Source organism: Streptomyces sp. NPDC001407 (assembly GCF_042895325.1).
Lineage (GTDB): Bacteria > Actinomycetota > Actinomycetes > Streptomycetales > Streptomycetaceae > Streptomyces.
Map to the genome: position 1 here is coordinate 447,251 of NZ_JBIAWF010000001.1, position 25,880 is coordinate 473,130.

The window sequence follows — 25,880 nt, forward strand, 5'->3', positions numbered from 1 at the left end:
TGCTTCCAACTCCCCCTGCGGATGGTGGTGTACGTCAAGAGCGCGAGCTACCGGTCGCTTCCGGCCAGGTCGGACCAGAGGTAGGCACTGGTCTCGACGCCCTTCATGAGGAGGTCCAGCTCGACCTTCTCGTTGGGCGCGTGCCAGCCGTCCGACGGCACCGAGATGCCGAGGAAGAGCACCGGCACCCCGAGCACGTCCTGGAGGTCGGCGGCCGGGCCCGAGCCTCCCTCGCGCGTGAAGCGGATCTTCTGCCCGAAGGCGCGGCCCATGGCCCGGACGACCGACTGGAGGTACGGGTGGTCGAGCGGGGTCAGGCAGGGGCGGGTCACGCCCCAGAAGTTGATCTCGTGGCGGATGCCGTCCGGCAGGGTGTCGGCCACCCACTGGCGTACGGCCTGCTGCACGCCGTCGGTGTCCTGTCCCGCGACGAGCCGGAAGGACAGCTTCAGCTGCGCGGTGGACGGCACGATCGTCTTGCCGCCGGGGCCCTGGTAACCGCCGCCCATGCCGTTGACCTCGGCGGTGGGGCGGGCCCAGATCCGCTCCAGGGTGGTGTAGCCCTTCTCGCCGAGGGACGCGTGGGAGTGCGCGATGCGCAGCCACTGCTTCTCGTCGAAGGGCAGCTCGGCGAAGAGCTCGCGCTCGCGGTCGGTGAGCTCCACGATGCCGTCGTAGAAGCCGGGGATCGCGACCTTGCGGTCCTCGTCGTGCAGGGCGGCGGCCAGGCGTGCCGCCTCGGTGGCCGGGTTGGGCACGGCGCCGCCGAAGGAGCCCGAGTGGATGTCCTGCTCCGGGCCGTACAGGTCGATCTGGCAGTCCGTGAGGCCACGCATGCCCGTGCAGACGGTCGGGGTGTCCTCGGACCACATGCCGGTGTCCGAGACGATCACCGTGTCGCACGCGAGGCGGTCGGCGTGGGCGCGCACGAGGGCCGGGAAGTGCGGCGAGCCGGACTCCTCCTCGCCCTCGACGATCAGCTTGAGGTTGACCGCCGGTGCGGTGCGGCCGGTCGCGGCGAGGTGGGCCCGCAGGCCGAGGGTGTGGAAGAAGACCTGGCCCTTGTCGTCCGCGGCACCGCGGGCGTGGAGCCGGCCGTCCTTGACGACGGGCTCGAAGGGCTCGGTGTGCCAGCCGTCCTCGCGGGCGGCGGGCTGCACGTCGTGGTGGCCGTAGACCAGCACGGTCGGGGCGTCCGCGTCGCCGGAGGGCCACTCGGCGAACACGGCCGGAGCGCCGTCGGTCTCCCAGACCTCGACGGTCGGGAAGCCGGTCGCGGTGAGCTTCCCGGCCAGCCAGTCGGCGCTGCGGCGCACATCGGAGGCGCGGCCGGGGTCGGCCGACACGGAGGGGATGCGGAGCCACTCGACGAGGTCGTCGAGGAAGGCGTCGCGGTGCTCGTCGATATACGCGCGGACAGCGCTGTCCGGGGTGTCGCTCATGACATCGAGCCTATCCGGCCACGCGGCGTGACCATGACCGGGCTTGTTCACGCGCGCTCCCCGAGCAGGAGCTCTTCGAGCCCGGCGCGGTCCGGCAGGCCCTCGGGGCGGACGGTCTCGCCGTCGCGCACGTACACGAAGGCGGCCGTGACGGCGGACAGCGGCAGGCCGTGCTGTTCCGCCCAGGCGACGCGGTAGATCGCGAGCTGGAGGGGGTCCGCGTCGTGGGCGCGGCTCGTCTTCCAGTCGACGATCTCGTAGGTGTCGCCCTCGGGGCCGCGCTCGCGGTAGACGGCGTCAATACGGCCGCGGATCACTCGGCCCGAGAGGGTGAGCTGGACCGGTGCCTCGACGCGGTACGGAGTGCGGTGGGCGTACGGGGTGCGCTCGAAGGCCTCCTTGAGCGCGGCGAGGTCGCGTTCGTCGGCGATCTCCGGCGCCTCGGCGCCGTCCTCCGTGGCGCCGGGCAGCTCGTCGGGCCCCAGCATGGGCAGGGGCAGCTCCTCGAACCGGGACTCGATCCAGGCGTGGAAGCGGGTGCCCCGGCGGGCCGCGGGCTGCGGCGGACGCGGCATCGGCCGGGCCAGCTCGTGGGCGAACCCGTCCGGGTCGGCCGCGAGCCGCACCAGCTGCGAGGCGCTCAGGGCGCCGGGCAGGACGACCTCGCGCACGCTCGCGCGTGCCCGGCGCAGCTCTCCGGCGAGCGCGTCCAGGTCGCGGTCCCACGACCCGACGAGCCGGGCTTCCTCGGGCGCGAGCGCGTGCCGGGCGGGCGGCTCGCCGAGGTGGTCCCGCGGGTGGTCGCCGCCGTCTTCCGGCCGTACGCGCGCGGGGGCGCCGTCCAGGTGGTCCGTTCCCCCATGGCCGGCGGTACCGGCCGGCCGCGCGGGGCCGTCCTCCGCGCGCACACGCTCCTCGCGTGCGCGCGCGTGCCCGTGCCCGGCGGGCAGCTCGCCGGGGCGGTCCTGCGCGTGGTCGTGGCCGTCTTCCGGCCGCACGCGCTCGTGGGGCGCCGGGCCGTCGTCTGCCCGCGCGTCCTCCTCGCGTAGGCGCGCGTGCTCCGCCGTCCCGTCCTCGTCCGGCGACTGTCGGGGGGCGGGCAGGGTGGTCTCCGGGCGTGTGGTCGGCAGCGCGTCCCAGTCGGTGAGGTCCTCGTCGGCCGGCGGGCCGGGATGCTCCTCGTAGAGGTCTTCCTCCGGCGGCGGCCAGTCCGGGTCGTGGACCGGCTCCGGCTCGGGGTGAGGGGCGGGCTCGTCGGCGCGGGCCGCCATGCGGGCCAGGTGGGCCAGGACGGCGTCCGCCGCCGCGCGGCGGCGGGCCAGCGAGGCGGGGTCGAGGGGCAGGGGCCAGGAGTGGTCGGTCTCCGGCTCGGCGAGGGCGGGGTTCTCCGCGCCCTCCTCGGGCTCCGCCGCCCAGACCTCGATCTCGCCGTGGCCCGCCTCGCAGTGCTCGCGCAGGGCCTGGAGGAAGTCGGAGGGGCCGCGCGGCTGCTTCTGGCTGGGGCCCCACCAGTGGCCGGAGCCGAGGAGCAGGGAGCGGGGGCGGGTGAAGGTGACGTAGCCGAGGCGGAGTTCCTCGGTGCGCTGGTGCTCCTTCATGGCGGCCTTGAAGGCGGCCAGGCCCTTGCTGTCCCACGCCCCGACGTCGGGCAGGGTGTCGGCGTCGCCGCGCAGGGCGTGCGGCAGGACCTTCGCCTGGGCGGTCCACGACTCGCGGGACTGCTCGCTGGGGAAGGTCTTGGTGACGAGCCCGGGGACGGCGACCACGTCCCACTCCAGGCCCTTGGACTTGTGGGCGGTGAGGACCTTGACGGTGTTCTCCCCGCCGGGCAGGGAGCTGTCGAGGCCCTTCTCGTACTGCGCGGCGGTGCGCAGGAAGCCGAGGAAGGCGAGCAGATGGGCCTCGCCGTCGACGGAGGCGAAGCCCGCGGCGATGTCCAGGAAGTGCGAGAGCGTCTCGCGCCTGCGGGCGGCCAGCGCGTGCGGGGAGGCGGACAGCTCGACCTCCAGGCCGGTGGTGGCGAGCACCCGGTGGAGGACGTCCATGAGCGGGTCCGCCAGCGAGCGGCGCAGGTCGCGCAGTTCGGCGGCGAGGCGGGCGAAGCGGACGCGGGCCTCGGACGAGAAGGGCAGGCCGGCGTCCTGGCCCGCCCCCGGCTCCTGCCGGGAGGGGCCACCGGCCGTCAGGAAGGAGTCGAGGGCGTCCGCGAGGGAGATGACCTCGGCCGGGTCGACGCCCTCGACGGCCTCGGCGAGCCTGCGCTCGGGGTCCTCTCCGGCGCCGCCGTAGGGCACGAGCGTGCGGGCGAGGCGGCCGAGCAGCGCGAGGTCGCGCGGGCCGATGCGCCAGCGCGGGCCGATCAGCAGCCGCACGAGCGAGGCGTTGGCGGTGGGGTCCTGGAGGACCTCGCAGACGGCCACGAGGTCGGCGATCTCGGGCAGGTGCAGCAGCCCGGACAGGCCGACGACCTCCACGGGGACGTCCCGTGCGACGAGCGCGCCCTGGATCTGCGCGAAGTCGGTGGCGGTGCGGCACAGGACGGCGATGTCGCCCGGCCGGGTGCCCGTGCGCACCAGATGGGCGAGGGAGTCGGCGAGCCACTCCAGCTCCTCCGCGTGGGTGGGCAGCAGGGCGCAGCGCACCACGCCCTCCCGCTCGGCGCCGGGCGCGGGCCGCAGAGCCTCCACGCCCGCGTGGCGGGCGCGCAGCGGGGCGGCCAGGCCGTTGGCGAGGTCGAGGAGGCGCCCGCCGCTGCGCCGGTTCTCGCTGAGCGCGAAGCGGCGGGCGGGGGTGCCGTCGGCGTGCGGGAAGTGGAGCGGGAAGTCGTCCAGGTTGGCCACGGAGGCGCCGCGCCAGCCGTAGATCGCCTGGCAGGGGTCGCCCACGGCGGTGACGGCGTGGCCGGTGCCGCCGCCGAAGAGGCCGGACAGCAGGAGGCGCTGGGCGACGGAGGTGTCCTGATATTCGTCGAGGAGGACGACCGCGAACTGCTCGCGCATGATCTGCCCCACCTCCGGCCTGCTGCGGGCCAGCTCGGCGGAGAGGGCGATCTGGTCGCCGAAGTCGAGGAGGTCGCGCTTGCGCTTCTCCTCGCGGTACGCCTCGACGAGGTGGAGGAGTTCGAGCCGGGCGCGGGCGGTGTCGGGCACCCGCCGCAGGTCGGCGTTGGAGAGCTTGGCGCCCTCCAGGGTGCTCAGCAGCTCCGTGTCGAACGCCCGGAGCTCCGCCGCCCGCACGAGGTGCTCGGCGAGCTCGCCGTCGAGGGCCAGCAGGTCGGAGACGAGGTCGCCGAAGGAGCGGGTGAGGGCGGGATACGGGCCCGGGGAGGTGCGCAGGACGCGGGCGGCGAGCTGGAAGCGGGTGGCGTCGGCGAGCAGCCGCGCGCTGGGCTCCAGGCCGATGCGCAGGCCGTGCTCCTTCAGGAGGCGGCCGGCGAAGGCGTGGTAGGTGGAAATCTGCGGCTCGCCCGGGGCCTGGTCGAGGTCGCCGGGCGTGGGGTCGGGGTCGGTGACGCCGGCCTCGACGAGAGCCTTGCGCACGCGCTCGGACAGCTCGCCCGCCGCCTTGTTGGTGAACGTGAGGCCGAGGACCTGCTCGGGGGCGACCTGCCCGGTGCCGACGAGCCAGACGACGCGGGCGGCCATGACGGTGGTCTTGCCGGACCCGGCACCGGCCACGATGACCTGCGGGGCGGGCGGCGCGGTGATGCAAGCCGTCTGCTCCGGGGTGAACGGAATGCCGAGCAGCTCCTTGAGCTGCTCGGGGTCGGTCAGGCGCGGGGTCACACGAAAACGCTAACCGGGGCCACTGACAATCCGGCACCGCCGCAGGTCAGGGCCGGTGGCCGCCGCTCGTTCACTCCACCACCTGCCGGCCCTCCGGCCGCGCCGTGCAGGACGCCCGGAACGAGCAGTGGGTGCAGTGCGCGCCCGGCCGTGGGGCGAAGCGCTCCTCCAGGACCCGGCCCGCCGCCTCGGCGAGCAGGTCACCGATCCACGCGCCGCCGTCCAGCGGGCCCTGCGCCTGCACCTTGGGGACGGCCTCCCCGCCGTTCTTCTTGGCCGCTCCCTGCCGCAGCTGTACGAGTTCGGCGCCGCCCGCGACGGGCCGCTCGCCGTCGAAGAGGCCGTCGACGGCGCCCTGTTCGACCGCGAGCTGGTAGACGGCGAGCTGCGGGTGGCGGGCGACGTCGTCCGCGGAGACCGTGCCCTTGCCGGTCTTGAAGTCGACGACGTAGGCGCGGCCGTGGGCGTCGGCCTCCACGCGGTCCATGGAGCCGCGGATGCGCACCAGGTGACCGGCGGCCTTGAGGGTGACGTCGAAGGGGTGCTCCGTGGCGACGGGGCCGCGCCCGCCGCGCTCCATCACGTGCCAGCGCAGGAAGCGTTCCAGGGCCGCGCGGGCGTTCTCCTTCTCCTGCACCGACTTCCAGGGCGCGTCGAAAGCCAGCGCGTCCCACACGGAGTCGAGGCGCTCCATGAGGACGGCGAGGTCGGCGGGGGTGCGCCCGGCGGCGACCTCGTCGGCGAGGACGTGCACGACGTTGCCGAAGCCCTGGGCGGCGGTGGCGGGGGCGTCCGCCTTGACCTCCCGGCCGAGGAACCACTGGAGCGAGCAGGTCGCCGCCGTACCCGCCAGCTGTCCGACGGCCGAGCCGGACAGCGCGACGGGCAGCGTGCGGTCGCGCAGCGGCACCTCGCTGTGCGTCGTGTCGTGCAGGCCCCACCAGCGGTACGGGTGGGCGGCGGGGACGAGCGGCTGGCCCTCGTCGTCGTGGAGGGCCGCGAGCCGGGCGAGGCGCTCCGCGGCGGCCGCCCGCAGCGCGTCCGACGCCCGCGGGTCGACGGTGGTGGCGCGCAGCTCGGCGACCAGCGCGGCGACGGCCAGCGGGCGGCGCGGGCGCTGGCTGACATCCACGGGCTCGACGCCCAGCTCGGCCAGGAAGCGGGAGGGCTGGTCGCCGTCCTCGGCCGCCGCCTTGACGGCGGTGACGACCAGACGCTCGCGCGCGCGCGTGGCGGCCACGTAGAACAGGCGGCGCTCCTCCGCCAGCAGGGCGCCGGGGCTGAGCGGTTCGGCCAGTCCGTCGCGTCCGATGCGGTCGGCCTCCAGGAGCGAGCCGCGGCGCCGCAGGTCGGGCCAGAGGCCCTCCTGGACGCCCGCGACGACCACGAGCCGCCACTCCAGGCCCTTGGAGCGGTGCGCGGTCATCAGGCGTACGGCGTCAGGGCGCACGGCCTTGCGGGTGAGGGTGTCCGCGGCGATGTCCTGGGCCTCAAGCTCGTCCAGGAAGTTCAGGGCGCCCCGGCCGCCGGTGCGTTCCTCCGCGCGTGCGGCGGTCTCGAAGAGCGCGCAGACGGCGTCCAGGTCGCGGTCGGCGTTCCGCCCGGCCGCGCCGCCGCGGCGGGCCGCGCGCTCCAGCCGCTGCGGCCAGGGGGTGCCGCTCCACAGCTCCCACAGGGCCTGTTCGGCGGTGCCGCCGGCCGCGAGGAGTTCGCGGGCGGTGCGCAGGAGCGCGCCCAGGCGCTGCGCGCCCCTGGCGTACGCCGTGTCGTGGGTGACGAGGCGTTCGGGCCGGTCGAGGGCCTCGGCGATCAGGTCGTCCGAGGGCCTGGGCACGGTGCGGCCCGCGGCCCGCTCCTCGTCCCTGAGCGCGCGGCCCAGGCGGCGGAGGTCGGCGGCGTCCATGCCGCCGAGCGGGGACGTGAGGAGGGTGAGGGCGGTCTCGGCGTCGAGCCGGGGCTGTTCGTCGCCGTTCTCGTCCCGTGCCGCCGGTTCGGCCACCGCCCGCAGCGCGGTCAGCAGCGGAGCCACCGCCGGTTCGTGGCGCAGCGGGACGTCGTCACCGTCTATCTCCACCGGAACGCCCGCGGAGGTGAGGGCGCGCCGCAGGCTCGGCAGGGAGCGGGAGCCCGCGCGCACCAGGACGGCCATCTCGCGCCAGGGGACGCCGTCCTCCAGGTGCGCCCGGCGCAGGATGTCGGCGATGTTGTCGGTCTCGGCGCCCGCGGTCGGGTAGGTGTACGCCTCGACCCGGCCGCCGTCGCGCACGGCGGCGAGCTCCCGGTGCGCGCGTACGGCCTGTGCCGGAAGGCGGGTCAGCGGCATCCGGCGGGTGAGCAGCCGGGTGGCCGCGAGGAGGCCGGCGGCGGAGCGGCGCGAGGTGGTGAGCACCTCGACGGGTGCCGGTGTGCCGTCCCGTCGGGGGAAGGCGTCCGGGAAGTCGAGGATGCCGTTGATGTCGGCGCCCCGGAAGGCGTAGATCGACTGGTCGGGGTCGCCGAAGGCGACCAGCGTCCGGCCGCCGCCCGCGAGGGCGCGCAGCAGCCGCACCTGGGCCACGTCGGTGTCCTGGTACTCGTCCACGAAGACGGCGTCGTAGCGCTGCGCGAGCCCGGCGCCGGTCCCGGGCCGCTCGGCGAGCAGCACGGCGCGGTGGACGAGCTCGGCGTAGTCGAGCACGCCCCGCATGTCGAGCAGGTCGAGGTATTCGGCGAGGAAGGAGGCGGCCGCGCTCCAGTCGGGGCGCCCGGTGCGGGCGGCGAAGGCGCCGAGCGCGTCCGGGCCGAGCCCGAGTTCGCGGCTGCGGGCGAGCACCGCGCGCACCTCGTCGGCGAAGCCGCGCGTGGTCAGGCAGGCGCGCAGTTCGTCGGGCCAGCGCACCGCGCCGCGCCCCTCGCGCTCCAGCTCGGCCTGTCCGGCGAGCAGTTCACGCACGACGGCGTCCTGCTCGGGGCCGGACAGCAGGCGCAGCGGGTCGACGAACAGGTCGGCGTCCTGGTGGGCGCGGACCAGGGCGTAGCAGTACGAGTGGAAGGTCGTGGCCTGCGGCCCGCGGGCGGTGCCGCCGAGCCGGGCGGCCATCCGGTCGCGGAGCTCGACGGCGGCCTTGCGGCTGAACGTCAGGACGAGGACGCGCTCCGGGTCGGTGCCCCGCCGCACCCGGTCCGCGACGGCCTCGACCAGGGTGGTCGTCTTGCCCGTGCCCGGGCCCGCGAGGACCAGCAGCGGCCCTTCCCGGTGGTCAACCACGGCGCGCTGACGTGCGTCCAGCTCAGGAGGGGCCGTGGGGCCCGGCCGGGTCCGCACGAGGCGGTAGGCGCCCTGGGCGGGCCGCTGTGCCGGTCGCGGGCGGACGGCACCGGCCGTGCCTGGCGAAGACGGGGAGGAGCTCACGTGGGTTGCCGGTCCTGGTGGGGGTGCGGGGTCGTGCGGCGGGGTGCGCCGGGCGGCCGGGAAGGGGGCCCGGCGTGACGGCGGTTGTCGACGCTACGCCAGACGGCACCCGAGGCGCAGGGCGTACCGCGGGCCGGCGCACGGCCGCACGCCCCTCACCCGTTCGGGTCAGCCCTTGGGCGCACTGGCCACGGTGTGGTCCGGGGGCACCCGGGCGGCCGATGCTGTCAGGTGTGAGGAGTCACATCGGCGGGGCCGTCGCCCTCGGGGAGGCCGTCCCAGCGCGCCCGTGCCATGGCGAGCCGGGGCACGTGTCCCTGCGCGGAGCGGCCGGCCTCCCGCAGCGGGGTGCCCTCCTCGCGGTAGTGGGCGAGCGCGCGCAGCTCGTGGCCGGGCAGCAGGGCGCCGTCCGAGCGGACGACGCGCCACCAGGGCACCGCGCCGCCGTAGAGCGCCATGACGCGCCCCACCTGACGGGGCCCGCCCTCCCCCAGCCACTCGGCGACGTCGCCGTAGGTCATCACCCGGCCGGGCGGAATCCGCTCCGCGACGGCCAGCACCCGTTCCGCGTACTCGGGAAGCTCGGCGGTCTCTCCCCGGCCCGTGTGTACGTCCTCGCTCACCCGGCCCATCCTGCCGCACCCCGCCGGTGGCCGGTCCGCCACCCGCCCTCTGGCAGTCCCGCCCGCGCATACGGCAAGATCACCCAGAGTGCGTATCCGTACTACGGGGCGTACGATCCGGAGTCCGCGCCCCCGAAATACACCCTGATGCCCCCTCGCCCGGCGGGGCCATGCCACCATCTTCCGGGCGGTGACTGGTGATACGAGACCAAGACGAGAAGACGGAGCGACAGCAGGGCGCGGAGCCTCGAGGAGGCGACCGCGCCCCCGAAGCGCTGTCCGGCTCCGGTGACCCCGCGGCCGAGCCTCCCGTCGAACAGGCGGCACCGGCGTCCCCCGAGGGGGCTCGCGGCGGTTACGACTGCGATGACGGCGAGGCGCACATCGACCAGGTGTCGGGTGACGAGCCGCTGCTGCCCGCCCGCGTCCACCGCCCGGCGGACCTGGTGCGGCTGTTCCTCGGCATCGTCGGCATCGCCCTGGTCCTCGCCCTCGCGGCCTTCGCCCACGGCACCACGCAGGGCCTGGAGAAGGACATCGGCGACAGCACCGGCCGGGCGCCGCAGCTGCTGGCGAACTTCGCCGGGCTCGCCGCCAACATCGCCATCTTCATCGTCCCGGTGGCGTTCGCCATCGAGCGGCTCATCAAACGCGACGGGCTGCGCATCGCCGACGGCGTCCTCGCCGCCGTCCTGGCGCACGGCGTGTCCCTCGCCACCGATCTCTGGGTGGCCGACACGGCACCGGCGTCGATCCGTGACGCGCTGACCCAGCAGGCGCCCACCGGCGGCCTCACCGATCCGGTGCACGGCTATCTGGCCCCCGTCATCGCCTATATGACGGCCGTCGGAATGTCGCGACGGCCGCGCTGGCGGGTCGCGATGTGGGCCGTGCTGCTGCTGGACGCCTTCGCGGTGCTGGTGAACGGCTACACCACACCGTTCTCGATCGTCACCACCGTGCTGATCGGATGGACCGTCGCCTACGGCACGCTCTACGCCGTCGGCTCGCCGAACGTCCGGCCCACCGGCCGCCACCTCCTCGCCGGGCTGCGCCGCGTCGGCTTCAAGCCGGTCACCGCGCTGCGCGCGGAGGAGAGCGCCGACGCCGTCGGCACCGAGCACTCGTACCCGCACGACCGGGGCCGCCGCTACATCGTCACCCTGGAGGACGGCCCGCCGCTCGACGTCACGGTCGTCGACCGCGAACAGCAGGCGCAGGGCTTCTTCTACCGCCTCTGGCAGCGGCTGGCGCTGCGCGGCATCACCCAGCCGCGCAGCCTCCAGTCCCTCCGGCAGGCCCTCGAACAGGAGGCGCTGCTCGCCTACGCGGCCATCGCCGCGGGCGCCAACGCCCCGAAGCTGATCGCCACCTCCGAGCTCGGCCCGGATGCCGTGATGCTCGTCTACGAGCACATCGGCGGCCGCACCCTCGGCGCGGTCCCCACCGAGGAGATCACCGACGAGCTGATGGCCGGTGCCTGGCGTCAGGTGCACGCCCTCCAGTCGCGGCGGATCGCCCACCGCAGGCTCGACGGCGACGCCCTTCTGGTGGATCGTTCCGGCAACGTCGTCCTGACCGACCTGCGCGGCGGGGAGATCGCGGCGGGCGACCTGGTGCTGCGCATGGACGTCGCCCAGTTGCTGGTGACCCTCGGGCTGCGGGTCGGCGCCGAGCGCGCCGTGGCCACGGGCGTGGACGTGCTCGGCCCGGACGCCATCGCCGACAGCCTGCCGCTGCTCCAGCCGCTGGCGCTCACCCGCATCAGCCGCGCGACCCTGCGCCAGCTCGCCCGGGAACGCGCGCAGCGGGAGCGTGACACCGTCCTGGAGGCGGCGCGCGCCGCCAAGGAGGCCAAGGAGGCGCGGGCCGCCGAGCCGGGCTCGCAGGAGCTGCCCGCCGAGGACCGCAAGGCGCTCAAGGCCGAGCGGCAGGCCGAGAAGAAGGCCATGGAAGAGGCCCTGGAGGAAGCGCGCGAGGAGGACCTGCTCGCGCAGATCCGCCGCCAGGTGCTGCTGATCCGGCCGCAGGCCCCGATAGAGCCGGTGCGGCTGGAGCGCATCAAGCTGCGCACGCTGCTCAGCTTCGTGGCCGGTGCCTTCGCCGCGTACTTCCTGCTGTCGCAGTTCACCCACGTCCAGTTCGGCGACCTCGTCGACCGGGCGAACTGGGCCTGGGTCGCGGTCGCCGTGGCCTTCCAGGTGCTGACGTACGTCGCCGCCACGATGAGCCTGCTGGGCTTCGTGCCGGAGAAGGTCGCGTTCGGACGCGCGGTGCTCGCGCAGGTCGCGGGCTCCTTCGTGAAGGTCGTCGCCCCGGCGGCGGTCGGCGGCGTGGCGCTGAACACGCGCTTCCTCCAGCGCGCGGGCATCCGGCCCGGCCTGGCCGTGGCGAGCGTGGGCGCGTCCCAGCTCTTCGGCCTGGCCTGCCACATCCTGCTGCTGCTGTCCTTCGGCTATGTGACCGGTACGGAGCGCAGCTCGTCGCTCGGCCCCTCGCGGACGATCATCGGCGGGCTGCTGACGGCGGCCGTGCTCGTGCTCGTCGTGGCGGCGGTACCGGTGCTGCGGAAGTTCGTCTCCACGCGCGTGCGGTCGCTGTTCGCGGGCGTCATCCCGCGCATGCTGGACGTGCTCCAGCGGCCGCAGAAGCTCTTCGCGGGCATCGGCGGCATGCTGCTGCTGACGGCGGCGAACGTGATGTGCCTCGACGCCTCGATCCGCGCGTTCGGCGGCGACCTGAGCTACGCCAGCATCGCGGTGGTCTTCCTGACGGCCAACGCGCTGGGGTCGGCCGCGCCGACACCCGGCGGTGTGGGCGCCGTCGAGATCGCGCTGACCGGTGTGCTGACGATCGCCGGACTGCCGGCGGAGCAGGCCACTCCGGCGGTGATCCTCTTCCGCCTGATGACGCTGTGGCTGCCGGTGCTGCCGGGCTGGGTCTCGTTCAGCTATCTGACCCGCAAGGGAGCGATCTAGCCGACCGGGGTGGGGTGCCCGCCGTTGCCGGGGCTCCGCCCCGGATCCCGGTCGCGGGCCGGACCGGCCGACGGGCGCCGCAAGCGAGAGCAGGCCTGTACCGGTCGGGCCCCCGGACGAGTGCCGTCGCGCCCTGCCGATGCGCACTGCCCACCCCAAAATCCCGACGCCCCCATCGCATCTGCCAGGCGATCCCCCACATCGGCCTTGCACATGCGACCCACCGGCCCATACCGTGCGCTCATGCAGACCTACACCATCGGCCGGGCCGCCAGGCTCCTCGGAGTCAGTCCCGACACCGTGCGGCGGTGGGCCGATGCCGGGCGGGTGCCCACCTCGCGGGACGACGCCGGGAAGCGGCACATCCGCGGGTCCGACCTCGCGGCCTTCTCGGTGACGCTCGCGGCCGAGGCGGGCGAGGACGAGGAAGCGGCCTACACCACCGCCCGCAACGCCTTCCCGGGCATCATCACCGCCGTCAAGCTCGGCGACGTCGCCGCCCAGGTCGAGATCCAGGCCGGCCCGCACCGCCTCGTCTCGCTGCTGACGCGGGAGGCCGTGGAGGAGCTGGGCCTGGCCGTCGGGATGGAGGCCGTGGCCCGGGTGAAGGCCACCAACGTGCACATCGACCGCGCTTGACCCGGCACCTGGAGAACCCGATGCACCGCACTCCCCTGCGCGCCGCCCTGGCCGCCGCGCTCCTCCTCCCGCTCGTGGCCGCCTGCGGCAGCGACGGGGACAAGAAGGACGCCAAGTCCTCCACGACCCTCACCGTGCTCGCCGCGGCGTCCCTGACGGACGTCTTCAAGCAGGCCGGGGCGGCGTACGAGAAGGACCACCCGGGCACCAAGGTGAACTTCTCCTTCGCCGGCTCGCAGGAGCTCGCCGCGCAGGTGCGCCAGGGCGTGCCCGCCGACGCGCTGGTCACCGCCGACACCACGACCATGGACGGCCTCAAGGCCGACACCGGCAAGCCGGCCGTCATCGCGAAGAACCGGCTCACCATCGCCACCGCCCAGGGCGACCCGAAGGGCGTCAAGGGGCTCTCCGACCTCTCCCGGAGCGACCTCAAGGTCGTGCTGGCCGCCCCCCAGGTGCCGGTGGGCCGCTACAGCCGGAAGGTGCTCGACCAGCAGCACGTCAAGGTCAAGCCGGTGTCCCAGGAACCGAACGTCCGGGCCGTCCTCAGCAAGGTCTCGCTCGGCGAGGCCGACGCGGGCATCGTCTATCTCACGGACGTGGCGGCGGCCAAGGGCAAGGTCTCCACGGTCACCGTCCCGGACGCGCAGAACGCCGTCGCCTCCTACCCCGCCGCGACCCTCAAGAGCTCGAAGCACACCGAGGAGGCCGCCGACTTCGTGAAGTGGCTCGGCTCCGACGAGGCGCAGAAGCTGCTGCGCGCGGCGGGCTTCCAGCAGCCGTGACCGGCAGGACGCGCCGGGGGCGCACGCCCTGGGCTCTCGGGCTGCCCGCCGCGCTGGCGGTGGGCTTCCTGCTCCTGCCGCTGGCGGGCATCCTGGCCCGTACGCCCTGGGCCACCCTTCCCTCGCGCCTCGGCTCGCACGAGGTCACCGAGGCGCTGGGGCTGTCCCTCCTGGTCTCCGGCTGGGCCCTGTCGCTGTCCCTCCTGCTCGGCGTCCCGCTCGCGTGGCTGCTCGCCCGCGTGGACTTCCCCGGCAAGGCGCTGGTGCGCTGCCTGGTGATGCTGCCGATGGTGCTGCCCCCGACGGTCGCGGGTGTGGCCCTGCTCCAGGGTTACGGCCGCAGAGGTTTGCTGGGCCCCTGGCTGGAGTCCTGGTTCGGCGTCACGCTGCCGTTCTCGACAGCGGGCGCGGTGCTGGCCTCCGCCTTCGTGGCGATGCCGTTCCTGGTGATCAGCCTGGAGGGCGCGCTGGCGGGCCTCCACCCCCGTTACGAGGAGACGGCGACGTCCCTGGGGGCGACCCCGCTGCGGGTCTTTTGCACCGTCACCCTCCCCATGGTCATGCCGGGCCTCGTCGCGGGCGCGGCGCTGAGCTGGGCGCGGGCGCTGGGCGAGTTCGGCGCGACGATCACCTTCGCGGGCAACCTCCCGGGCACCACGCAGACGCTCCCCCTCCAGGTCTATCTGCTGCTCCAGGACGACCCGGAGAGCGCGACGGCGGTGTCCCTCCTGCTGCTGGTCATCGCCACAGCGGTGCTTCTCTCCTTGCGCGGACGCTGGCTGACGGCCAGGAAACCGTCCGCGCGGCAGCAGCCGGCGGACGCGCCGCAGCCTCCCGGGCAGGCGATACGGACGACCGAGGCCGTACAGCAGGCGGCCCCGGCGGACCCGGACCGCGCCACGCACCCCCTGCGCGCCACGGTGACGGGCGCGACGACGGCGGAGCTCAGCGCGGAGCCCGGCACCACCATCGCTCTCGTCGGCCCGAACGGCGCCGGCAAGACCACCCTCCTCCGCGCCCTCCTGTCGCTCACGGCCAGAGCCGAGGCCGCCCCTCTGACCATTGGCGGCACGGACGTCTCCAAACTTCCCCCGCACAAGCGGCGCATCGCCTGGGTCCCCCAGGACAACGCACTCTTCCCCCACCTCACCGCCCTCGCCAACACGGCGTACGGCCTGCGCGCCCAGGGCGTACCGAAGGCGGAGGCGCACCACGCGGCCCGGCACTGGCTGGACCGCCTCGGTGTGGGCGGCCTGGCCCACCGCCGCCCCGGTGAACTCAGCGGCGGCCAGGCCCAGCGCGTGGCCCTGGCCAGGGCTCTCGCCGCGCGCCCCCGCCTCCTGCTGCTGGACGAACCGCTGGCCGCGCTGGACCAGGCGACGCGCACCCAGGTGCGGCACACGCTGCGCACCCACCTGGCGGACTTCCCGGGTGTCTGCCTGATCGTCACCCACGACCCCGTGGAGGCCGTGTCACTGGCCGACCGGGTCCTCGTCCTGGAGGGCGGCCGTACGGTGCAGTACGCGTCGCCGGTGGAGCTGACCCGGCACCCCCGTTCGCCCTGGGTGGCGCGGATGCTGGGGCGCAACGCCTGGCAGGGCACGTCCACGGCGGAGCGCACGCTGCTCCTCGACGGCGGTGCGAGCCTCGTCGCCGCGGATCCGCTGCCGGGGGAGGCCACGAGCGGGCTCGCCGTCGTGGGCCCGGAGGCGGTGTCCCTGCACGTCGAGCAGCCGGGCGGCAGCCCCAGGAACGTCTGGCCGGGCACGGTCCGCGAGATCACGGCGCAGGGCGGGCGGTTGCGCGTCCTGGTGACGGGTGAACCGGACGTGGTCGCCGAGATCACGCCGTCCGCCGCGGCGGAGCTCGCGCTGAAGGAGGGCCTGCCGGTGTGGGTGAGCGTCAAGGCCACCGAGGTCACGTTCGTGGCCCTGTGAGCCTGACGGCGCCACGCGGGGCGGTCGCCCCGGTGGCCCACTACTAACCCGTACGCCCGCACCGCGCGCGCCCCTCACCGGCCGCCCGGACGATGGCAGTCCAACGCCTGCCGTCGACCCCCGGGAGTGCCGCTGTGTCCAGACCGTTCAGGGCCGGGGGCCTGCTCACCACCGTGTTGCTGACCATGGCGGCGGTCACCACGGCCGCCGGTTGCGGCGGGAGCGACGACAAGCCGGTGGCGAACGTCTCGGACGGCCAGAAGCCGGCGTGGAAGGCGTGCCCCGCACCGAGCGGCAGCCAGGGCGGCACGACGAACAAGGCGCCCGGCGGCGAATGGGAGTGCGCGACCCTGAAGGCACCGCTCGACTACGCGGCCCCCAAGGGCGAGACGATCGACATCGCGATGATCCGCGCGAAGGCCACGGACCCGGCCCACCGGATCGGCTCGCTGGTCTTCAACTTCGGTGGCCCCGGCGGCTCCGGGGTGACCACACTCCCGGCGTTCGCCGACGACTACAAGAAGCTGCGCACGCGCTACGACCTCGTGAGCTTCGACCCGCGCGGGGTGGGCCGCAGCAGCGGGGTCACCTGTCTGAGCGACAAGGAACTCGACGCCTACTACGCGGCCGACGTCACCCCGGACACCAAGCAGAAGGAGAAGGCCCTCGTGGACCGGGTGGCGGGTTACGCCGCCGCGTGCGCGAAGCACTCGGGGAAGGTCCTGCCCTACGTGGGGACGACGAACGCCGCCCGCGACATGGACCTGATGCGCCAGGCGCTGGGCGAGGAGAAGCTGCACTACTTCGGAGTGTCGTACGGCACCGAACTCGGCGGCGTCTACGCGCACTTGTTTCCGGCCAGGGTGGGCCGCGCCCTCTTCGACGGCGTCGTGGACCCGACGAGCGACCCCGTGCAGGGCGCCCTCGGCCAGGCGAAGGGCTTCCAGCTCGCGCTGGGCAACTACATGGAAGCCTGCGTGAAGACATCCGACAACTGCCCCACCGAGCAGCAGATCAGCGACCTGCTGAACCAGCTGGACAGGAAGCCGATCCCCGGCGCGGGCGGCCGCATGCTGACGCGTTCCCTCGCCACCGGCGGGATCGCCCAGGCGCTCTACTCCAAGGACTTCTGGGACTACCTCACCGAGGGCCTGGAGGACGCCGGGAACGGCGACGGCAGACTGCTGCTCTCGCTGTCGGACTCCATGAACGGGCGCGGCCAGGACGGGCGTTACAGCTCGCTCCAGTCCTCCCTCAACGCCATCACGTGTGCCGACTCCGCGCAGCGCTACACCGCGACTGAGATCGAGGGCAAGGTGCCGGAGTTCCGCAAGGCGTCCGCCGTCTTCGGCGACTTCATGGCCTGGAGCCTCACACAGTGCACCGGCTGGCCCGTCAAGGGCGAGTGGCAGACGCCCGACGTGAGCGCGCCGGGCGCGGCACCCGTCCTCGTCGTCGGCAACACCGGTGACCCCGCGACTCCTTACGAGGGAGCGCACCGGATGGCGCAGCAGCTCGGGAAGGGCGTCGGGGTGGAGCTGACCTTCCGCGGCCAGGGGCACGGCGCCTACGACAGCGGCAACGCGTGCGTCAAGGGGGCTGTGGACGCCTACCTGTTGGAAGGTACGGTTCCCCAAGCCGGTAAGATCTGCTCATAGCACACATAGCACTATCACCCGTGGCCCGAACGACATGGATCGAATGTCAGTGGCCCGCACTACGATCGCCCGCACAGCAGTTCCGTGACGGACGGTCGGGGGACAAGGTGTCGTACAGCACGCTTCGCGACGGCGGCCGCAGCGGCCGCAAGGGCCGGGTCCTGACCGGTCTCCTGGCCATCGCCGCGCTGGTGGCCGCCCTCGTGGCGCTCTGGCAGACCCAGTCCACCCCGCTCGCCCGGCGCTCGTACTGCTGGGGCGCCTGGTCCGAGGACGGCGGCCTCTTCCACCGCGGCGACCACGACCGCGTCGCCTCGGAGAGCGCGCCCGCGCCCGGCCGCCCCACCGGCGTGTGCACGCTGCGCTGGCGCGGCGGCCAGGGCGCCGGGGCGTACGAGCAGCGGGTCGAGCTCCGCCTGGGCACCGGGCCCGACGAGGCCGTGGCGCGCCGCGCCTGGCTCGACGGCCTCTTCGAAGGAGGCGACACCGCGCTCCCCGGCCGGCTGCCCGGCTTCACGGCGGCGGGCTCCGGCGCCCTGGTGCTGCCCGCGAGCTGCGACGTGCGCGGCAGACCGTCCGTCGTGACCTTCACCAGCTCCTACACGGGCACGGCCGGGCGTGCCACCCGCCCCGGATTCCCCGACGGCGCGTCCCCGGCGAACACGGGGGCGTTATTGGTGAGCGCCGCCAACCGGGCAGCCAAGGCGTCGGGTTGCTCGTCGGCGCCACCCATGCGGCTGCACGCGCGGGCGACGACGACCAGGCCCGTACGGGTGAAACCCAGCGCGTCGCCGGGGCGTTGTGCCATCCCCGGTCTCGGGGACGCGAGCACCCCGGACGACCGGCTGACCGACACCGTGGGCAGTGTCCACGACGACTTCCAGACCTGCGGGGTCTTGGGCGACGGCCAGTGGGCCGCCCGCTTCACCATGGTCGGCAGGCCCAGGATCGTCGCCCTCTTCGACGGCCTCACCGGCGACAGCCCGCCCGGCCCCGGCTGGCGGGCGCACGGCCGGATCGACGCGACCGGCGCGCTGATACGTGCCGACTGCGACGGCCGCGCCACGGTCTTCACCATGCGCACGGGCCCCGGCCGCACCCACACCGGCCTGGACGACCCCCGCCGGTCGTTCCCGGCCTTCGTCGACGCGGTGGGCGAGCGCATAGGGTGTGCGCGCCTGCGCGCCCGCTGAGCGCTCCCCCCGCCACGAGGACGGCGGGCCCCTCGCCTCGTAGAGTCGGTGGAATGACTCCCCTGCGGCCACGGGCCGGCGCCCTCCTTCCCACCGCGCTCGCGGTCCTCCTCGCCACCGCCGGGTGCGGTGGCGGTGGCGGCGGCGGGTCGGACACCACGGACGCCAAGGGCACCGGCGCACCCTCGGGCACCCAGGCGGCCCCGCGCTGGTCGGCGTGTGCCGCGCCCACCGACGCCCAGGGCGGTGACGGCAAGGCGCCCGGCAAGGAGTGGGAGTGCGGCAAGCTCGCCGTCCCCCTGGACTACGCCAAGCCGGACGGCGAGAAGATCGACCTGGCACTCATCCGGGTGAAGGCACGCGACCAAAATCACCGGATCGGCTCCCTGGTGTTCAACTTCGGCGGACCGGGCGGCTCCGGGGTGACGACCCTGCCGGGCCTGGCAGCCAGCTACGAGAAGCTGCGGGAGCGCTACGACCTCGTGAGCTTCGACCCGCGCGGCGTGGGCGACAGCGCGGGCGTCAAGTGCCAGAGCGACCAGGAGCTCGACGCCGCCGCCCAGATCGACGCCACCCCGGACGACGACGCGGAGCTCCGCACGACCCTGGCGGCCAACAAGGCCTACGTGGACGCGTGCGCGAAGAACTCCGCCAAGCTGCTCCCCCACGTGGGCACCGTGAACGCCGCCCGCGACATGGACCGGCTACGTGCCGCCCTGGGCGACGACAAGCTGCACTACTTCGGCATCTCGTACGGCACCGAACTGGGCGGCGTCTACGCCCACTTGTTCCCCAAGAACGTGGGCCGGGCGGTCCTCGACGCCGTCGTCGACCCGACGCAGGACCCCGTGCAGGGCAGCCTCGGGCAGACCAAGGGCTTCCAGCTCGCCCTCGACGACTACCTCAAGGACTGCGCCACCCGCACCCCGCAGGCCGGCTGCGTCCCGCAGGAGCGCATCACCGCCCTGCTGAAGGACCTCGACGCGAACCCGCTGCCCACCACGCAGGGGCGCAAGCTCACCCAGGACGAGGCCGTCAACGGCATCGCGTCCGCGCTCTACTCCAAGGACACCTGGCGCTATCTGACCTCCGGCCTCCGGGAGGCCACCACCAAGGGCACCGGCAACACCCTGCTGGTGCTCTTCGACGCCCTCAACGGCCGCAACCCCGACGGCCACTACAGCAACCTCCAGGCGGCCAACCGGGCCATCTCCTGCGTCGACGCCGAACAGCGCTACACGGTCGACGACGTGAAGAAGTACCTCCCGCAGTTCCGGGCCGCCTCACCGGTCTTCGGGGAGAGCGCCGCCTGGTCCCTGCTCGGCTGCACCGGCTGGCCGGTCAAGGGCAGCTGGAAGACGCCGGACGTGAGCGCCCGGGGCGCGGCGCCGATCGTCGTCGTCGGCAACACCGGTGACCCGGCGACGCCTTACGCCGGTGCGCAGCAGATGGCCCGTCAGCTCGGCAAGGGCGTGGGTGTCGAGGTGACGTACAAGGGCGAGGGGCACGGGGCGTACAACAGCGGCAACCCGTGCATGGTCGACGCGGTCAACGGCTATCTCCTGGACGGCAAGGTCCCGTCCGAGGGGACCACCTGTTCGTGACAGGAAACCGCGAAACGCCGGACAGGCGACCAACAAGCCCGTCCGGCGTTCGAGGACTCCGCCGCGAAGCGGTGGTGCGGGAACGACGGCCCGCGGAGGACCACCCGCACCAGCCGAAAACCCCGGACTAATACACCGGCTTCTCCGGCTCGATCTGGTTCACCCAGCCGATGACGCCGCCGCCCACGTGCACCGCGTCCGAGAAGCCCGCGGACTTCAGGACGGCCAGCACCTCCGCGGAGCGGACACCCGTCTTGCAGTGCAGGACGATCTTCTTGTCCTGCGGCAGGTCCTGGAGGGCGTTGCCCATCAGGAACTCGTTCTTCGGGATCAGCCGGGCGCCCGGGATGGAGACGATCTCGTACTCGTTGGGCTCGCGGACGTCGATGATGTCGATGGTCTCGCCGCCGTCGATCCACTCCTTGAGCTGCTTGGGAGTGATCGTCGAGCCCATGGCCGCTTCCTGGGCCTCCTCGGAGACGACGCCGCAGAACGCCTCGTAGTCGATGAGCTCGGTGACCGTCGGGTTCTCCCCGCAGACCGCGCAGCCGGGGTCCTTGCGGACCTTGACCTGGCGGTAGGTCATCTCCAGGGCGTCGTAGATCATCAGTCGGCCCACCAGCGGCTCGCCTATCCCGGCCAGCAGCTTGATCGCCTCGTTGACCTGGATCGAGCCGATCGAGGCGCACAGCACGCCCAGGACGCCGCCCTCGGCGCAGGAGGGCACCATGCCCGGCGGCGGGGGCTCGGGGTAGAGGCAGCGGTAGCAGGGGCCGTGCTCGGACCAGAAGACCGACGCCTGGCCGTCGAAGCGGTAGATCGAACCCCAGACGTACGGCTTGTTCAGCAGGACGCAGGCGTCATTGACGAGATAGCGGGTGGCGAAGTTGTCGGTGCCGTCCACGATCAGGTCGTACTGGGAGAAGATCTCCTTGACGTTCTCCGCCTCCAGGCGCTCCTGGTGGAGGACGACGTTCACATAGGGGTTGATCCCCTTCACCGAGTCGCGGGCGGACTCCGCCTTGGAGCGCCCGATGTCGGCCTGGCTGTGGATGATCTGCCGCTGGAGGTTGGACTCGTCGACCTCGTCGAACTCCACGATGCCGAGCGTGCCCACGCCCGCCGCCGCCAGATACATCAGCGCCGGCGACCCCAGACCGCCCGCACCCACACAGAGCACCTTGGCGTTCTTCAGCCGCTTCTGCCCGTCCATCCCCACGTCCGGGATGATCAGGTGGCGGGAGTACCTGCGAACCTCGTCAACGGTGAGCTCGGCAGCCGGTTCGACTAGGGGTGGCAGCGACACGGGGTCTCCGTAGGTCGGACGGAAGGGTCGTCCCCGCAGGTGCGGGGTGCTCTTCGGCGTAACACTGCCACGCCCCGCCTCATTCCGAGACACCAGGTCCGATGCGCGAGACGAGATCGTCCCAGTAGCCGGGCATCACCTCCCAGGGGTCCGATTCGTCCTGATCCGAGCGGTCGGTGAGGTAGACCGTGCCCGCGCCCTGCCCGCGGGCGGTGCGCAGGGCCTCGTCCAGGTGCTGCCGGGGCACGCCGTGCACGAGGTGGCAGAAGCGCTCCGGCGGGTGGGCGGCCGTCCAGTCGGGCACCCGCGAGCGGCGGTACGCGGACCACGGCCCCCGGAAGGTCACCAACTGGTCGGCGAGACCGGCGTAGGCGGGGCAGGGGTGGGTGCCGTGCTGGAGCACGACATAGGCGCGCTCCAGCAGCGTGCGCAGGCCCGCGACGGTGCGCCGGGTACCGGGGAGCGCGGCCGGGTCCGTGGGCGCGGCGTCCACCGAGAAGCCGTCCACCTTGTACCAGTTGAGGTAGCGCTGGGCCTCCGACAGCAGCTCCGCGAAGGGCCGCTCCCCGAAGGCCGCGTCCAGGTGTCCCAGAATGCGGACGCCCGCCTCGCGCAGCCGGCCGGCGGCGGCGAGGCAGTGCGGGTCCGGGCGGGTGCCGGGGCCGCCCGACGCCTTGCCGCACTCCCCCAGCGCCCCGGTCCCGAACACCACCCAGTCCACGGGCACATCGGGGCGCACGAGCTCGCCCCACTCGGCGGGCGCGAGCAGCGGGTGGGCAAAGCCGGGTACGCCGAAGCGCAGCGGCCGGGCGGCTGCGTGCGCGGCACGCCGGTGGCCCGAGGGGCTCAGATGCGACACGCCGCCTCCATCCAGATGTCGGCCAGTGATTCCTCCAGCCCGATTCTGGGGCGCCAGCCGAGCCGGTCGCGGGCGGTACGGACGTCGGCCTGCTGCCAGCTGCCGCAGCCGTCCGGATAGGGGTACGCGGGCGGGGAGCCCAGGTGCGGGTCGTCCAGCTCGTGCAGGGCGCCGCCGAAGCCCGCGACCCTGGCCAGCAGGGACGCCGCGTCCCGCAGGCGCACCGCGCGGCCGGTGCCGATGTTGACGGCGCCCTGGGCGGCGGACAGGGAGGCGGCGTGCACGGCGCGGGCGACGTCCCGCACGTCGACGAAGTCCCGCTGCACGCCGAGGCCGCTGAGCTTCAGCTCGCTGTCGCCGCTCTGCATGGCGCGCCGCATGGCGTCGGCGAGCCGGCCGAGCGGCGACCCGGCGGGCGTGCCGGGTCCGACGGGCGAGAAGACCCGCAGGACGATGGCGTCGAGCCCGGAGCCCAGCACGAGTTCGGTGGCGGCGAGCTTGCTGACGCCGTACGGGCCGCCGGGGCGCGGCACGGCGTCCTCGGCGGTGGAGGAGCCGGGCTGCGAGGGGCCGTACTCGGAGGAGCAGCCCACCTGGACCAGGCGGGCGCCGCAGCCGCTGCGGCGCAGCGACTCGCAGACGGTGGCGACCGCGACGGTGTTGTGCCGGGTGAGGTCGCGGGCGCCGCCGCGGGTGGCGCCCGCGCAGTTGATCACGACGCCGGGGTGGACGGCGTTGAGGAAGCGGGTGAGTGCTCCGGGGCTGCCGCTGGCGAGGTCGAAGCGGACGTCCGCGTCGTCGCCGCGGCCGAGGGCGGTGAGCTGGACGGCGGGGTCGGCGAGCAGCCGGTCGGCCACGTAGCGGCCGAGGTAGCCGTTGGCGCCGAGCAACAGGACCCTCATCGGTCGCGCCCTCGCTCTCGCCCGGCGGTGCGGGTGGGGTGAACGGTCATCTTGCTTGCTCCTCTGACGGGGTGTGCGGCTCGGGGTGCGGTGGCCGGGCCGGGGCCCCCGGTGCCTGCGGCAGGGGGGAGGTGCCCGGGTCGGCGGGGTCGGTGAGGCCGGTGGCCGCGGTCGCGGCCCGCCGGTGGGCGGAGGCCCGGGACAGCGCGGGGAGGGCGTGGCCCAGCAGGACGAGCGCGGGCGCGGCGCAGGCCACGAGGGGTATGACGGCGGGGCCGTGGGCGCAGGCGGCTCTGGCGAGCGCCCCCGCGGGCCCGCCGCCGCCCGGCAGCCAGGCCCCGAGCAGGGGCACGGCTTCGGCGGCGCAGGCGGTGAGGACGGCGAGGGCGGCCGCTCTGGCGCAGCCGCGCACGGCCGCCAGCCGGGCGAGGAAGAGCAGCCCGCCGAGTGCCGTGGTGGCGGCGGGCGTGGCCGCGGGATACGGGAGGGCGTGCCGGTCCAGTGCGGCGTGCAGGGCCCACAGGAGCGCGAGCAGCGCGCCGAGGAACAGCCCGGTCGCGGTCACGAGGACGGGCCAGGCGCGCGTACGGAACGCCCCGAGGGTGCGGCTGACCGTCAGGGCGTGGCACACGCGCACGGCGTACCAGCGCGCGCACCAGGCGGCCAGCGCGACGGCGCAGGCCAGTGCGACGGCGGTGGGGGCGGCGGCCGCCAGCGCGCGCGGCAGGTCGAGCCGGACGGCCGGGTGGCCGTCGAGCAGCACGGTGAGCAGGGGGTCGCCGAGGAGTGCGTAGGCCACCAGCCAGAGGGCCGCGCACCGCCCGGCGGTCCACCAGCCGTCCGGGCCCGGAGGGGGCGCGGGGGCGGCTCGCCCGGGTGCCGCGGGTCCGCCGGAGCTCCATGCGGCCGGTGCCGGGTCGCGGCGCACGCGCGCGTAGAGCTCTTCGGCGAGGGAGAAGACGTCACGGTGCCGGCAGTCCGCGGCCACGCGTTCGGCGATGCCCCGGGCCTCCAGGACCGCCGCGATCTCCAGCGGGTCGACCGCCCGGACGCACAGTTCGCGGTGGCGGTGCAGGAGCGCCTTCACCGGGTCGGCGGGTGCCGCGGTGGTGGTGCCGGCGGAGGGTATGCCGGCGGCCGTCGGTGCGCTGCTGTCGCGCAGGGGTGTGCTCATCGGCGGCCCGCCCAGGTGGGTGCCTGGCGCGGGGACCAAGAGAGCGGGGGGTGCGCTCCGGCGGCGTGGGCGAAGGGGACCGCCGGGTCGGCGGGGGCGTCCTGCCGCACCGGTGCGTGGGAGATGAGTTCGAGGTAGATGCCGCCGAAGGCCGTCACGTGCCGTTCGACGGTGAAGAGTTCGAGGGCCCGGGCGCGCGCGGCCGCGCCGAGGCGGGCGCGCCGCTCGGGGTCGCGCAGGAGGGCGAGGCAGGCGTCGGCGAGCTCGCGGGGGGCGCGCGGCGGGACGACCAGGCCGGTGCCGCCGATGACTTCGCGGACGGTGCCGGCGTCCGGTGAGACGGTGGCGCGCCCGCAGAACATCGCCTCCACCAGCGGCAGCGGGAAGCCGTCCGCGGCCCCGGCGAGTACGACGCTGCCCGCCGCGTACGTCTCCGGGCTCGCGGCCTCCTCGAAGCGGACGCCGTCGGGCGGCTGGTTGCCGGGCAGCGGGCTGCCGACGACCCGCAGCCGGACGCCGGGCTCGACCTCGCGCACTATGTCGAGGGCCTCCCACAGATACGGCTCGGTGCGCCCGCCCGCCCACACGAGCGTGCGCCCGTCGTCGACGACCGTGCCTTCGGCGCCCTCGCCGACCTCCTCGAAGGGCCGCTCGTCGACTCCGGGCGGCACGGTGCGCAGCCGTTCGCGGTCGGCTCCGCAGCGCTCCTGCCAGCGCCGCACCTGGGCGTCGCCGGGGGTGACGAGGTCGGCCTGGCGGTAGACCTCGGCGGTCAGCAGCCGGTGGAAGGCGGCGAGCAGGGTGCGTACGGGCAGGGAGAGGCCCGCGGCGCTGGCGGCGCTGTTGAGGTAGTAGGCGCGGAGCCGGACCTCGTACTCGGTGACGAGGAGCGGGGTACCGAAGAAGCGCTTGGCCAGCAGGCCCGGGAGTGCGGCGGGCCCGGCGGAGGTGGCGTGGCAGAGGTCGACGGCGGCGAGCCCCCGGTCGCCTTCGGTGGCGCCGTACCAGTCGAGGGAGAGCGGCCGCAGCGCGCGCTCCAGCAGCGCGGAGGCGGCGAGCAGATCGGCGACGCGGGTGCCGTAGACCGCGGGGTGTGCGCCGGGCGCGCGGCAGGCCGACTCCAGTGCGCGCAGGGCCTGTTCGGAGCGGAGGGCCGGGCCGAGTCCTCCGGCGTCGTACGCCAGGTCGGCGAGGCCGTGGAGAGCGTCGGCGAAACGGTACGCCTGATCGCTGGAGCAGCCGGTGGGACCCGAGTCGTCGGCCGGGTCGGAGAGGGGCGCACCGACCGAACCGACGGCCGCCGCGAGCTCCGCGAAGTGCTCGCCGAACCGGCGCCGTTCGCGCTTGCCGTACGCCCCTCCCGGCGCCCCCTCCAGGGCCTCCGGCGGGTCGCCCCACAGGGGGGCCGTGCGCACCCGCCGGACCTGCTCCGGCAGGCCGTACCACCCGCAGCGCTCCTGGCGGGCGCCCCGGCTCAGCGCATAGATCTCGAACTCGTGCCCGGCCAGCCCGCGCACCAGTTGGTCGCACCACTGACCGCCCTCACCCGCGGCATACGGATACCCACCCTCCGTGAGGAGTCCCACACGCACGCACGCACCCCC

General features: G+C 74.4%; 16 protein-coding genes. 7 read left to right on the plus strand and 9 right to left on the minus strand.

What is annotated here, in order from left to right:
• Positions 1 to 47 precede the first annotated feature (47 nt).
• From ACFY1P_RS02030 to ACFY1P_RS02045, 4 genes are all read right to left on the minus strand, one after another.
• Positions 48 to 1,442, minus strand: coding sequence for a dipeptidase (locus tag ACFY1P_RS02030; protein ID WP_361527151.1), 1,395 nt, complete (start codon positions 1,440 to 1,442; stop codon positions 48 to 50).
• A gap of 47 nt (positions 1,443 to 1,489) precedes the next feature.
• The gene (locus ACFY1P_RS02035; protein ID WP_390749354.1) at positions 1,490 to 5,227 is read right to left on the minus strand and encodes a UvrD-helicase domain-containing protein; all 3,738 of its coding nucleotides are present in this window, start codon (positions 5,225 to 5,227) and stop codon (positions 1,490 to 1,492) included.
• 70 nt (positions 5,228 to 5,297) lie between these two features.
• A complete protein-coding gene (locus tag ACFY1P_RS02040) occupies positions 5,298 to 8,531 on the minus strand; it encodes an ATP-dependent helicase (protein ID WP_390749545.1) in 3,234 nt (1,077 codons plus the stop codon).
• 314 nt (positions 8,532 to 8,845) lie between these two features.
• Entirely contained in the window at positions 8,846 to 9,250 is a 405-nt protein-coding gene (locus tag ACFY1P_RS02045; protein ID WP_361530992.1) for an MGMT family protein, read from the minus strand.
• 188 nt (positions 9,251 to 9,438) lie between these two features.
• Here ACFY1P_RS02045 and ACFY1P_RS02050 point away from each other — a divergent pair, with 188 nt between their 5' ends.
• From ACFY1P_RS02050 to ACFY1P_RS02080, 7 genes are all read left to right on the plus strand, one after another.
• The gene (locus ACFY1P_RS02050) at positions 9,439 to 12,219 is read left to right on the plus strand and encodes a lysylphosphatidylglycerol synthase transmembrane domain-containing protein (RefSeq protein ID WP_361530990.1); all 2,781 of its coding nucleotides are present in this window, start codon (positions 9,439 to 9,441) and stop codon (positions 12,217 to 12,219) included.
• A gap of 243 nt (positions 12,220 to 12,462) precedes the next feature.
• A complete protein-coding gene (locus ACFY1P_RS02055; RefSeq protein WP_390749355.1) occupies positions 12,463 to 12,858 on the plus strand; it encodes a molybdopterin-binding protein in 396 nt (131 codons plus the stop codon).
• 20 nt (positions 12,859 to 12,878) lie between these two features.
• Entirely contained in the window at positions 12,879 to 13,643 is a 765-nt protein-coding gene (modA, locus tag ACFY1P_RS02060) for a molybdate ABC transporter substrate-binding protein (RefSeq protein WP_390749356.1), read from the plus strand.
• A complete protein-coding gene (locus ACFY1P_RS02065; RefSeq protein ID WP_390749357.1) occupies positions 13,640 to 15,580 on the plus strand; it encodes an ABC transporter permease in 1,941 nt (646 codons plus the stop codon). Before modA ends, ACFY1P_RS02065 begins: the two co-directional genes overlap by 4 nt.
• A gap of 92 nt (positions 15,581 to 15,672) precedes the next feature.
• Positions 15,673 to 17,238 carry an alpha/beta hydrolase gene (locus ACFY1P_RS02070; RefSeq protein ID WP_390749358.1) on the plus strand — a complete coding sequence of 522 codons (1,566 nt, stop codon included), beginning with the start codon at positions 15,673 to 15,675 and terminating at the stop codon, positions 17,236 to 17,238.
• 107 nt (positions 17,239 to 17,345) lie between these two features.
• Positions 17,346 to 18,431 (plus strand): hypothetical protein, encoded by a 1,086-nt coding sequence (locus tag ACFY1P_RS02075; RefSeq protein WP_361530979.1) that lies wholly within the window; start codon positions 17,346 to 17,348, stop codon positions 18,429 to 18,431.
• A 53-nt stretch (positions 18,432 to 18,484) separates the two neighbouring features.
• The gene (locus tag ACFY1P_RS02080; protein ID WP_390749359.1) at positions 18,485 to 20,035 is read left to right on the plus strand and encodes an alpha/beta hydrolase; all 1,551 of its coding nucleotides are present in this window, start codon (positions 18,485 to 18,487) and stop codon (positions 20,033 to 20,035) included.
• A gap of 127 nt (positions 20,036 to 20,162) precedes the next feature.
• Here ACFY1P_RS02080 and moeZ read toward each other — a convergent pair whose 3' ends face one another.
• From moeZ to ACFY1P_RS02105, 5 genes are all read right to left on the minus strand, one after another.
• Positions 20,163 to 21,341 (minus strand): adenylyltransferase/sulfurtransferase MoeZ, encoded by a 1,179-nt coding sequence (gene moeZ, locus ACFY1P_RS02085; protein WP_361530973.1) that lies wholly within the window; start codon positions 21,339 to 21,341, stop codon positions 20,163 to 20,165.
• Between the two features lie 79 nt (positions 21,342 to 21,420).
• On the minus strand, positions 21,421 to 22,200 hold the full coding sequence (locus tag ACFY1P_RS02090; protein WP_390749360.1) for a spherulation-specific family 4 protein: 780 nt from the start codon (positions 22,198 to 22,200) through the stop codon (positions 21,421 to 21,423).
• Positions 22,188 to 23,102, minus strand: coding sequence for an NAD-dependent epimerase/dehydratase family protein (locus ACFY1P_RS02095; protein ID WP_366002751.1), 915 nt, complete (start codon positions 23,100 to 23,102; stop codon positions 22,188 to 22,190). Before ACFY1P_RS02095 ends, ACFY1P_RS02090 begins: the two co-directional genes overlap by 13 nt.
• 46 nt (positions 23,103 to 23,148) lie before the next feature.
• A complete protein-coding gene (locus tag ACFY1P_RS02100) occupies positions 23,149 to 24,276 on the minus strand; it encodes a hypothetical protein (protein WP_390749361.1) in 1,128 nt (375 codons plus the stop codon).
• Positions 24,273 to 25,862, minus strand: a complete 1,590-nt coding sequence (locus ACFY1P_RS02105) for a DUF3492 domain-containing protein (protein WP_390749362.1) — start codon at positions 25,860 to 25,862, stop codon at positions 24,273 to 24,275. The genes ACFY1P_RS02100 and ACFY1P_RS02105 overlap by 4 nt, the downstream gene beginning before the upstream one ends.
• Positions 25,863 to 25,880: the final 18 nt, after the last annotated feature.

What these genes read in the sequence shown, in the direction of transcription:
- ACFY1P_RS02030 (WP_361527151.1), bottom strand. Translation starts at nt 1,442, where the DNA reads ATGAGCGACACCCCGGACAGCGCTGTCCGCGCGTATATCGACGAGCAC.
- ACFY1P_RS02045 (WP_361530992.1), bottom strand. Translation starts at nt 9,250, where the DNA reads ATGGGCCGGGTGAGCGAGGACGTACACACGGGCCGGGGAGAGACCGCC.
- ACFY1P_RS02055 (WP_390749355.1), top strand. Translation starts at nt 12,463, where the DNA reads ATGCAGACCTACACCATCGGCCGGGCCGCCAGGCTCCTCGGAGTCAGT.
- modA (WP_390749356.1), top strand. Translation starts at nt 12,879, where the DNA reads ATGCACCGCACTCCCCTGCGCGCCGCCCTGGCCGCCGCGCTCCTCCTC.
- ACFY1P_RS02070 (WP_390749358.1), top strand. Translation starts at nt 15,673, where the DNA reads ATGGCAGTCCAACGCCTGCCGTCGACCCCCGGGAGTGCCGCTGTGTCC.
- ACFY1P_RS02080 (WP_390749359.1), top strand. Translation starts at nt 18,485, where the DNA reads ATGACTCCCCTGCGGCCACGGGCCGGCGCCCTCCTTCCCACCGCGCTC.
- ACFY1P_RS02095 (WP_366002751.1), bottom strand. Translation starts at nt 23,102, where the DNA reads ATGAGGGTCCTGTTGCTCGGCGCCAACGGCTACCTCGGCCGCTACGTG.
- ACFY1P_RS02100 (WP_390749361.1), bottom strand. Translation starts at nt 24,276, where the DNA reads ATGAGCACACCCCTGCGCGACAGCAGCGCACCGACGGCCGCCGGCATA.